Raw genomic sequence first — 9328 nt, forward strand, 5'->3', positions numbered from 1 at the left:
GGAGGCCGGGCTGGATACCGGACCCGTCTATCATCGCGTGGCCACGCCGATCGGCCCGCGCGACACCGGTGCCGATCTGCACGACCGACTCGCCGCGCTGGGCGCAGGTGCGTTGATCGATGCCTTGCCCGGCATCGCCGACGGATCGCTGCCCCCGGAGCCGCAAACCGAGGATCAGGTCACCTACGCACACAAACTGATAAAGGACGAGGCCATCATCGACTGGCACCAGCCCGCCGAGATCATCGGACGCATGATCCGCGCCTTTAACCCCTGGCCCGTCGCTCAGACCGGCCTCGACGGCGAGACCCTGCGGATCTGGGACGCCGAGATCGACCCCGACCGCGCAACGCAGGCCACGCCCGGGACCGTGATCGGCGCCGGCAAGTCGGGCATCGAGGTCGCCGCCGGCCGAGGGATCGTGCGCATCGTCCGTCTCCAGCCGCCCGGCAAGCGGGCGATGGCGGCCGCGGATTTCCTCAATGCCCGTTCGATGGACGGCGTTCGGCTTGGCTGAGCGCCGGCCGCAGGCCGCCGCCGGCCCGACAGGCGCGGCAAGGCATCCCGTCGGCGCCGAATCCCGCGCGGCTGCGGCCCTGGCACTCTTCGGCGTGCGCGGTCGCGGCCAGTCGCTCACGCGCGTGCTCGAAAACGCCCGCCTCGCCTCGCAGGCGCCCGCCGAGCGCGCCCTCACGCAAGAGATGGTGTACGGCTCGTTGCGTACCCTGCCGCGCCTGGAGGCACTGGTCGCGCGTCTGCTCAATCACCCGGTCAAGCCGGGGGACAAGGATCTCGAATCGCTGATCCTGATCGGCCTGTATCAGCTCATCGCGATGGACACGCCCGACCACGCCGCGGTCGCCGCCACGGTCGAGGCCAGCCGACTCATCGGCAAGCCCGACAAGGCGGCGCTGGTGAACGCACTGCTGCGTCGCTTTCTGCGCGAACGCGAGGCCCTCTTGGCCGCTGTCGATGAAGAGCCTGCCGTCCGCTGGCTCTTTCCCGAATGGCTGCTCGATCGCCTGCGCGAGAACTGGCCGGAGGATTGGGAGCAGATCGTGCGCACCAGCAATGGTCGCGCGCCCATGAGTCTGCGCGTGAACCGCACCCGCACCGACCGGCGGACGTACCTCGGCACGCTCGCCGCGGCCGGCATCACGGCGCGGCCCATCCCCGGCTGCGACATGGGCCTGAGGCTCGATCAGCCGCGCCCGACCCACGAGCTGCCCGGCTTCGAGGCCGGACTGGTCTCGGTGCAGGACGGCGGCGCCCAGCTCGCGGCCGACCTGCTGGATGCGCACCCCGGACAGCGCGTCCTCGACGCCTGCGCGGCACCCGGCGGAAAGACCGCGGGTATCCTCGAGCGTGCCGAGAATCGGCTCGATCTGCTGGCGATCGACAACGCCCCGACACGGCTTAAATCAATTCGCGACACACTCGCGCGACTGGGCCTGACCGCCGAGGTCGCACTCGGCGACGCGGCCGAGCCCAGAGGCAGCTGGACCGCCAAGCCCTTCGATCGCATCCTGCTCGACGTGCCCTGCTCCGCGACCGGCGTGATTCGCCGCCATCCCGACATCAAATGGCTGCGCCGCAACGCGGACATCCCGGCGCTGTGCGCCTTGCAGGATCGGATCCTGGAGGCGGCCTGGCCGCTGCTCGCCCCGGGCGGGCGGCTGCTGTATGCGACCTGCTCCTTGCTCGCGGAGGAGAACCAGGACCGGATCGCTGCCTTCCTGGAGCGCCATCCGGACGCGCGCGAGTGTCCGATCACGGCGACCCACGGCCGCTCGCTCTCGCACGGCGTCCAACTGCTGCCGCAGGACGGGGCGAACGACGGTTTCTATTTCGCATTGATCGAGCGGCCGGCGTCATGACCGGGCGACCCACGCAGCATCCACGGCGGTTCCTTCCGGCGGCACTGATGCTGGCACCTCTGTTCCTGTTGGCGAGCGTCGCATTCGGCGCGGGCAAGGACGGACTGCGGGTCGAGCAGGTCGAAACGCGACTCGTCGACGACATGTTCTTCATGAACGCCTTGCTGGACTACCGTTTCAGCACCGAGGCGCTCGAAGCACTCGAGAACGGCGTGCCGCTGACCATCCTGGTGCAGATTCAGGTCCGTCGGGTCGGTGCCTGGCTCTGGGAGGACAGCCAACTGGATCTTCAGCTGCGCTACGCCATTCGCTACAAACCACTCTCGGAGCGCTACGAGGTCTACCGGCTTCCCGGCAACGAGGGCCGCAGCTTCGTCAGCCGCGATGCCGCGATTCGCGCGCTCGGCGAGATCGTCGATCTGTCGCTGATCGGCGCGTCGAGCCTCGACGACGACACGGACTACGAGGTGCACATTCGGGCCTCGCTCGACATCGAAGAGCTGCCGCTCCCGCTGCGTCCGATGGCTTATCTGAAACCGGCCTGGAAGCTCTCCAGCGGGTGGAGCAAGTGGCCTTTAACGCCTTAGCACGTCTGCGCGGACTCGGCGCCTTGCCGGTCGCGGCTTTGATCCTCGCGCTCTTCGTCGTTCTGGTGCTGATGCGCGATGCGGTGGAGAACTCCGAGACCCTGAGCCGTGCCTTCGTGCCGCTGCTCTCGGTGGTGTTGGCCGGTCTGGGCGCGCTCGCCATCCTGGTCATCGTCAACATCGTGAAGCTGGTGCGCCGCTACCGCCAGCAGGCGGCCGGCTCGCGCCTGACCGGGCGTATCCTGGTGCTCTTCGTGCTGGTGTCGCTGCTGCCGGTGGGTGTGGTCTATTACTTCTCCCTCGGGTTCCTGCTGCGCGGGATCGACAGTTGGTTCGACGTGGAGATCGGCCGAGCCATGCAGGACGCGCTGGTGCTCAACCAGGCATCCCTCGATCTCAATCAGCGGGTGCTCGCCCGCTACACCGAGCAGCTCATCGCCGGGATCGAGGATCGCTCCTCGACCGCCATCGCACTCAGTTTGAACAATCTGCGGCGTCAGGCCGGCGCCATCGAGCTGACCGTCTACACCGCCGGCGGTCAGGTGCTCGGCAACGCCAACGAGGACCCGACCCAGCTGGTACCGAATCAGGCCGAGCGCGAGATCCAGCAAAGCGTGCGCGCCGGCAACAACTATGTCGGCCTGGAAAGCGACCTCGGCGGGGAGCTGATCGTGCGGGTGTTGGTGCAGGATCCGCTCGGGCGGGACATGCAGATGCAGGCGATCTTCCCGACCTCGGCGCGCATCACCGAGCTGTCCGAGCGCCTGGAGCGCGCCTACAATCGCTACACCGAGCTGGCCTATCTGCGCCAGTCATTGAAGCTGAGCTTCTCCCTGACCCTTTCGTTGGTGCTCCTGTTCGGCGTCATGGCCGCGGTGATCGCCGCCTTCCATATTGCACGGCGTCTCGTCGCGCCGGTCGCGGACATCGCCCGCGGCACCCGCGCGATCGCCGAGGGCGACTACGAGCAACAGCTCCCGCTGCCCAAGCACGACGACGAGCTCGCCTTCCTGGTCGCCTCCTTCAACGCGATGACGCGCCGGATCGCCCGGGCGCGGGATGTCGCGAACCGTAGCCAGCAGGCGGTGGAGACCCAACGCAACTATCTGGAAACGGTCCTGGGACGACTCTCGTCCGGGGTCATCGCCTTCGATGCCGATCAGCGGCTGCAGACCTCCAACCCGGCGGCGCGTCAGATCCTGTCGCTTGCCTTTGCCGCGGACGAGCAACCGGAGCTCTCGCGCGTGGAGCGCGAGCTGCCCTGGCTGACACCCTGGACCGAGACCGTGCGCGGCCATATCCTCGCCGGGGAGGATTGGCGTGCGGAGATCGAGCTCGATCGCGGTGAAACCCGTCAAACCCTGATGTGCCGCGGCAGCTCGCTGCCCCTGCCGGACAGCGAGCAACGGGGGCACGTCGTGGTCTTCGACGACATCAGCTCCCTGATCACGGCACAGCGCAACGCGGCATGGGGCGAGGTGGCCCGGCGGCTGGCCCACGAGATCAAGAACCCCTTGACGCCGATCCAGCTCTCGGCGGAGCGCCTGCGCCACAAGCTGCTCGCCAAGGCCGACGAGGCGGACGCTAAGATCATCGATCGCTCGACCCGGACCATCGTCCAGCAGGTCGAGGCGATGAAGGCGATGGTGAACGATTTCTCCGACTATGCCAGCACACCGCATATCCGCGCCGAGCCCCTGGAGCTCGACCGGCTCGCCCAAGAGGTGCTGGACCTGTATCGCAGCGCCGGCACGAGCGCACTCGAGATCGCTCTGGGTGCGCCCGGGGTCCAGGTCCGCGGCGATCCGTTGCGCTTGCGTCAAGTGGTTCATAATCTGATCAAGAACGCGCAGGAGGCGATGGACGGACGCCCCGACGCACGCATCGCCGTGACGACGCGCGTCGTGCGCGAGAACGGTACACCGCTCGTCGAGCTGGAGGTGGCCGACAACGGGCCAGGGTTCGAGGAGCACCTCTTCGAACGCCTCTTCGAGCCCTACGTCACCACCAAATCAAAAGGGACCGGTCTCGGCTTGGCCATCGTCAAGAAGATCGTCGAAGAGCACCGCGGTATCATCAAGGTCGAGAATACGGGTCATGGCGCGCTGATTCGGATCCGCCTGCCGATCCGGCAGGGGACCAGGCACGCGACCCAAGGCCGAGAACAGGACGAAAAGCTATGAGTGCAACGCACGTCTTGGTCGTCGACGACGAACCCGACATCCGGGGTCTCGTGCAGGAGATCCTCGAGGACGAGGGCTATGCGGTGGCGAGCGCGGAGAACGGCGAGACCGCACGACACGCGCTGCGCGAGCGCCGCCCCGATCTGATCCTGCTCGACATCTGGATGCCCGATCTGGACGGCATCACGCTGCTGCGCGAGTGGTCGGAGGAGGAAGACGGTCTGCCCTGCCCGGTCATCATGATGTCCGGTCACGGCACCGTGGAGACGGCCGTGGAGGCGACGCGGCTCGGCGCCTACGACTTTCTCGAAAAACCGCTCTCGATGGCCAAGCTGCTGCTCACCGTGGAGCGGGCGCTGGAGGCCGACAAGCTTCAGAAGGAGAACATCGGTCTCAAACGTCGCGCACCCCAGGTGCACGAGCCGGTCGGGCGCAGCGCGACCCTGCAACGGCTGCGCGAGCAGGTCAAACGCATCGCCCAACACGACACCTGGGTGCTGATCACCGGGGACGCCGGCAGCGGTCGGGAGACCTTCGCGCGCTACCTGCATTCACAGAGCGCACGCCGCGAGCGCCCCTTCGTGGATCTGAGCGTCTCCACGCTCGCCGGGGGCAACGCAGCGCGCGAGCTCTTCGGGACCGAGGACGGCGAGCACACCCATTACGGGAATCTGGAAAAGGCCGCCGGCGGGACCCTGCTGCTCGACGAGGTTGCCGACATGGAGCTGGATGCGCAGGCCAAACTGCTCGGCGCGCTGGATACCGGATCCTTCATCCGTGTCGGGGGCACCGAGCCGGTGCGCATCGATGTCCGCATCATCGCCGCGACCCAGCGTAATCTCGAGGAGGAGGTCCGTGCCGGGCGGTTTCGCGAGGATCTCTTCTATCACCTGAACGTCGTCCCGTTGAACATCCCGCCGCTGCGCGACCACGCCGAGGACGTCACCGACCTGTTGAACTTCTATCTCGACTACTTCGCGACCCACGAGAAGCTGCCCTATCGCCGCTTCAGCGTGGGCGCCCAAAACTATTTGCGCAACTACAGCTGGCCCGGCAACGTGCGCGAGCTCAAGAACCTGGTGCAACGGGTCCTGATCTTAGGTGCCGGCGACGAGATCAGTCAGAAGGAGGTCGAGTCCGCGCTCGGCGCGCCGCCGCCCTCCCAAGGGCAGGCACTGGAGGGCTTGGTCTCGTTTGATCAGCCGCTGCGCCAAGCACGCGAGCAGTTCGAAAAGGCCTACCTCGATTACCAGCTCGAAAAGCACACCGGCAACGTCAGCAAGATGGCGAAGGAGGCAGGAATGGAGCGCACGCACCTTTACCGCAAGCTCCGCTCGCTAGGGATCGAGATCAAGGAGCGGCGTTGAAGTGCGCCTCCCGCTGAAGTGCGTCCGGCGGGGCATGTCCAGTTGGTACCTGCAACACAGGTCCGGCATCTCGACAGACCTTGGCGCTGACGCACTTCAAGTATTTTCTTTTTTTAATATCTTAAACCGCGTCTCGCCGACCGTTCCCAGGAGCGTCGCGGACGAAAGACACCACGCCAAAACAACGAAAACTCCGGACGCGGTTTAATCAATGAAGATCATCATCCTCGGCGCCGGACAAGTCGGCACCTCGGTGGCCGCCAATCTGGTGAGCGAGGCGAACGACATCACCGTCGTCGATCACAACCCGGATCTGCTCAGGGAGCTGCAGGACCGCTTCGATCTGCGCACCATCCTGGGCCACGGCGCCCACCCGGACGTGCTGCGCCGTGCGGGCGCGGAAGACGCCGACATGATCATCGCGGTGACCAACAGCGACGAGACCAATATGGTCGCCTGTCAGGTCGCCTACACGCTCTTCCACACCCCGACCAAGATCGCCCGGGTGCGGGCCCAGAGCTTTCTCGATCAACCCAAGCTGTTCGGCACCGAGGCCCTGCCGATCGATTTTCCGATCAGCCCGGAGGCATTGGTCACCGAGTACATCCTGCGTCTGGTCGAGAATCCGGGCACCCTGCAGGTGCTCGACTTCGCCGGCGGGCGCATCCGGCTGGTCGCGGTCAAGGCCTATTACGGCGGGCCTCTGGTCGGGCATGAGCTGCGCACCCTGCATGAGCACATGCCCCAGGTCGAGGCCCGGGTAGCGGCCATCTACCGCCAGGATCGCGCCATCGAGCCCCAAGGCGATACCGTCATCGAGGCCGACGACGAGATCTTCTTCGTCGCCGCCCCCAAGCACATCCGCTCGGTGATGAGCGAGCTGCGGCGTCTGGATCGTCCCTACAAGCGCCTGATCATCGCCGGCGGCGGCAATATCGGCACCCGGCTCGCCGGGGCGCTGGAGATCAACTATCGGGTCAAGATCATCGAGCGCGATCTGAAACGCTGCAAACGCATCGCGGAGAGTCTCGAGAAAACGATCGTGCTGCACGGCGACGCGGCGGATCGCGATCTGCTCCTGGAGGAGAATATCGAGAACACCGATGTGTTCTGCGCCGTCACCGACGACGACGAGGCGAACATCCTCTCGGCAATGCTCGCGAAGCGGCTGGGCGCCCGCAAGGTCATGGCCCTGATCAACCGCCCGTCCTATGTGGAGCTGGTGCAATCCGGGGCCATCGATATCGCCATCTCGCCGCAGCAGGCGACGATCGGCAGCCTGCTCAAGCATATCCGGCGCGGCGACGTGGTCGTCGTGCATTCCTTGCGGCGCGGCGCGGCGGAGGCGATCGAGGCCATCGCCCACGGCGACGAATCCTCGAGCAAGGTGATCGGGCGCAGCATCGAGAACATCAGGCTCCCGCGGGGTACGAGTATCGGCGCCATCGTGCGCGGCGACGAGGTCCTCATGGCGCACCACGACACCGTCATCGCCGCGGAGGACCACGTCATCCTCTTTCGTCAGGACAAGGCGCGGATCCCGGAGGTCGAACGGCTTTTCCAGGTCGGGGTCACCTTTCTCTAAAGGGGTGCCGATGGGCACGATCTCCGAGTCCGCGCCTCGGTTGCCGATTCGCATTGGCCGACCGAGTCCGGGACCGGACAATAGTCGGTCATGAACATCCTCATCCGTATCCTCGCCCTCCTCGCGATCGCGATCCTCGTCGCCTTCGCTGCCTTTCATCAATCGGACTCGACCCCGGAGGCAGGTGGCTCGGCACTGCTCGACTTTGCCGAGCAAGGTGATCTCTCCGCCTTGAACGCGCTCCTGAAGCCGTCGACGAAGGTCGACGTGCGCGACAGCTGCGACTGGACGCCACTGATGAAGGCCGCGCTCTACGGGCACCTCGATGTCGTGGAGCGCCTCCTCGATGCCGGTGCCGACATCGACGCCCAAGACAAGGGCGGATATACGGCCATGATGCTCGCGGCCTCGAACAATCATGCACCGATCGTCGATCTGCTCTTGAGCAAAGGCGCCATGATCGATCACCAAGAGCAGACCGAAGGCTGGACGGCCTTGATCTGGACCGCCGGCAAAGGCCACGCAAAGACCGTCGAGGTGCTGCTGCGCCACGGTGCCGATGAAACCCTGAAGGACTTCGCAGGCCGCACCGCCGAGGATCACGCCCGCGAGGCCGGTCATCAGGCCGTCGCGGAGCAACTCGCCGAACGGAGCCGCTAGGCCGCGTCCTGCATCGCCTGCGGTGTATTCGCCTCGGCGGGCCTCGCCCATCAACCCGGCCACGTCGCTTCGGCGCGACCCGGTGTCGGCGTCGGGCGGAGCCGGAGCAGACACGGCGCTTGCGCAGACACGGGATGGCCCATAGTTCAATAAGACATGCCCGGATGGGCAAGCCGAGCCGAAACGCCCCGATGAAAAGAAAAGCCCGCATCGAAGACGCTTTGAAGAACACCTTCGACCCCATGCATCTGGAGGTGGTCGACGAAAGTCATATGCATTCAGTGCCAGCCGGCGCCGAATCCCACTTCAAGATCCTAGTCGTCAGCGAGGCCTTCGCCGAGAAAACATTGGTTGCCCGCCATCGCCTCCTCAATCGCGCCCTGAGCGGCGAGCTCGAAGGCGGGCTCCACGCCATGGCGTTGCATATCTGGACCCCGGAGGAGTGGTTCGCCAAAGGCGGGACTGTCCCCGAGTCGCCTCCCTGCCAGGGGGGATCGAAAGGCGGTTGAGCGGCGAATCAGGTGACCGATCTTCGACACCCCTTTTTCCGACAAAGAAAGTGCAATATTCACACGCGAAGTGTGGGCGCCTGTGCCATGCTTAAGTCAAGTCGGAAGGGCTGAGGTCGGTTGTTCGGATTCGCAGCATCAGCAAAGGTGTTGCTGATTTCCGGCTTCGGGGCGAGCGCCCACAGGCGAAAACAACGACAACAATCCACGTCGTAAGCGCCCGCATTGGCTCAGTTACCGCATCGCGGCGTCTCATCGCGAAGCGGCCTGTGGAACCAATGGGAGTCAATCGACATGAAGACGTCAAACCTCTTCAGCGCTCGCGCGCTGATCCATCCATTGCTCGTCGCTCTTTCGTCCGTGACTGTCGCCGCCGCGGCTGCGGACGTTTCGAACATCGAGCTGCGGCGCCTCTTCGAGCCGAGCAGCAGCGAACGGGCCGCCGAAGCCAAAGGCGAGATCTATATCTAGCGAGGCTTCGCCTCAGACCGACGAGTCATGGGGTGAGCTCCGGTATCGGGCGGCCCCGGTTGAGCGACGGAAGGCTAAACTTCCTTTGG

At 65.7% G+C, this 9328-nt stretch carries 9 protein-coding genes; all 9 read left to right on the forward strand.

From position 1 onward, the window contains the following. The coding region (locus VLR48_RS19610) for a methionyl-tRNA formyltransferase (protein WP_325293391.1) at positions 1–517 on the forward strand (517 nt) is incomplete at its 5' end. After that, positions 483–1877: a 16S rRNA (cytosine(967)-C(5))-methyltransferase RsmB gene (gene rsmB, locus VLR48_RS19615; protein ID WP_325293392.1), complete on the forward strand. Its 1395-nt coding sequence runs from the start codon at positions 483–485 to the stop codon at positions 1875–1877. The genes VLR48_RS19610 and rsmB, both read left to right, overlap by 35 nt. Before the next feature lie 47 nt (positions 1878–1924). Next, a complete protein-coding gene (locus VLR48_RS19620; protein ID WP_325293393.1) occupies positions 1925–2464 on the forward strand; it encodes a DUF4390 domain-containing protein in 540 nt (179 codons plus the stop codon). Then, positions 2446–4647 carry a sensor histidine kinase gene (locus VLR48_RS19625; RefSeq protein ID WP_325293394.1) on the forward strand — a complete coding sequence of 734 codons (2202 nt, stop codon included), beginning with the start codon at positions 2446–2448 and terminating at the stop codon, positions 4645–4647. The genes VLR48_RS19620 and VLR48_RS19625 overlap by 19 nt, the downstream gene beginning before the upstream one ends. After that, on the forward strand, positions 4644–6014 hold the full coding sequence (locus VLR48_RS19630) for a sigma-54 dependent transcriptional regulator (RefSeq protein ID WP_325293395.1): 1371 nt from the start codon (positions 4644–4646) through the stop codon (positions 6012–6014). The genes VLR48_RS19625 and VLR48_RS19630 overlap by 4 nt, the downstream gene beginning before the upstream one ends. A 211-nt stretch (positions 6015–6225) precedes the next feature. Further along, on the forward strand, positions 6226–7599 hold the full coding sequence (trkA, locus tag VLR48_RS19635) for a Trk system potassium transporter TrkA (RefSeq protein ID WP_325293396.1): 1374 nt from the start codon (positions 6226–6228) through the stop codon (positions 7597–7599). 90 nt (positions 7600–7689) lie between these two features. After that, entirely contained in the window at positions 7690–8259 is a 570-nt protein-coding gene (locus VLR48_RS19640; protein ID WP_325293397.1) for an ankyrin repeat domain-containing protein, read from the forward strand. Positions 8260–8450: 191 nt separating this feature from the next. After that, entirely contained in the window at positions 8451–8768 is a 318-nt protein-coding gene (locus VLR48_RS19645; protein WP_325293398.1) for a BolA family protein, read from the forward strand. Between the two features lie 294 nt (positions 8769–9062). Beyond that, positions 9063–9239, forward strand: coding sequence for a hypothetical protein (locus tag VLR48_RS19650; RefSeq protein WP_325293399.1), 177 nt, complete (start codon positions 9063–9065; stop codon positions 9237–9239). Positions 9240–9328 lie beyond the last annotated feature (89 nt).

The organism is Thiocapsa sp., from assembly GCF_035467215.1.
GTDB lineage: Bacteria > Pseudomonadota > Gammaproteobacteria > Chromatiales > Chromatiaceae > Thiocapsa.

Excerpts from the sequence above, each read along its gene's own strand:
- VLR48_RS19645 (WP_325293398.1), top strand. The coding sequence starts at position 8,451 with ATGAAAAGAAAAGCCCGCATCGAAGACGCTTTGAAGAACACCTTCGAC.
- VLR48_RS19620 (WP_325293393.1), top strand. The coding sequence starts at position 1,925 with ATGCTGGCACCTCTGTTCCTGTTGGCGAGCGTCGCATTCGGCGCGGGC.
- VLR48_RS19630 (WP_325293395.1), top strand. The coding sequence starts at position 4,644 with ATGAGTGCAACGCACGTCTTGGTCGTCGACGACGAACCCGACATCCGG.
- VLR48_RS19640 (WP_325293397.1), top strand. The coding sequence starts at position 7,690 with ATGAACATCCTCATCCGTATCCTCGCCCTCCTCGCGATCGCGATCCTC.
- rsmB (WP_325293392.1), top strand. The coding sequence starts at position 483 with ATGCCCGTTCGATGGACGGCGTTCGGCTTGGCTGAGCGCCGGCCGCAG.
- VLR48_RS19650 (WP_325293399.1), top strand. The coding sequence starts at position 9,063 with ATGAAGACGTCAAACCTCTTCAGCGCTCGCGCGCTGATCCATCCATTG.
- trkA (WP_325293396.1), top strand. The coding sequence starts at position 6,226 with ATGAAGATCATCATCCTCGGCGCCGGACAAGTCGGCACCTCGGTGGCC.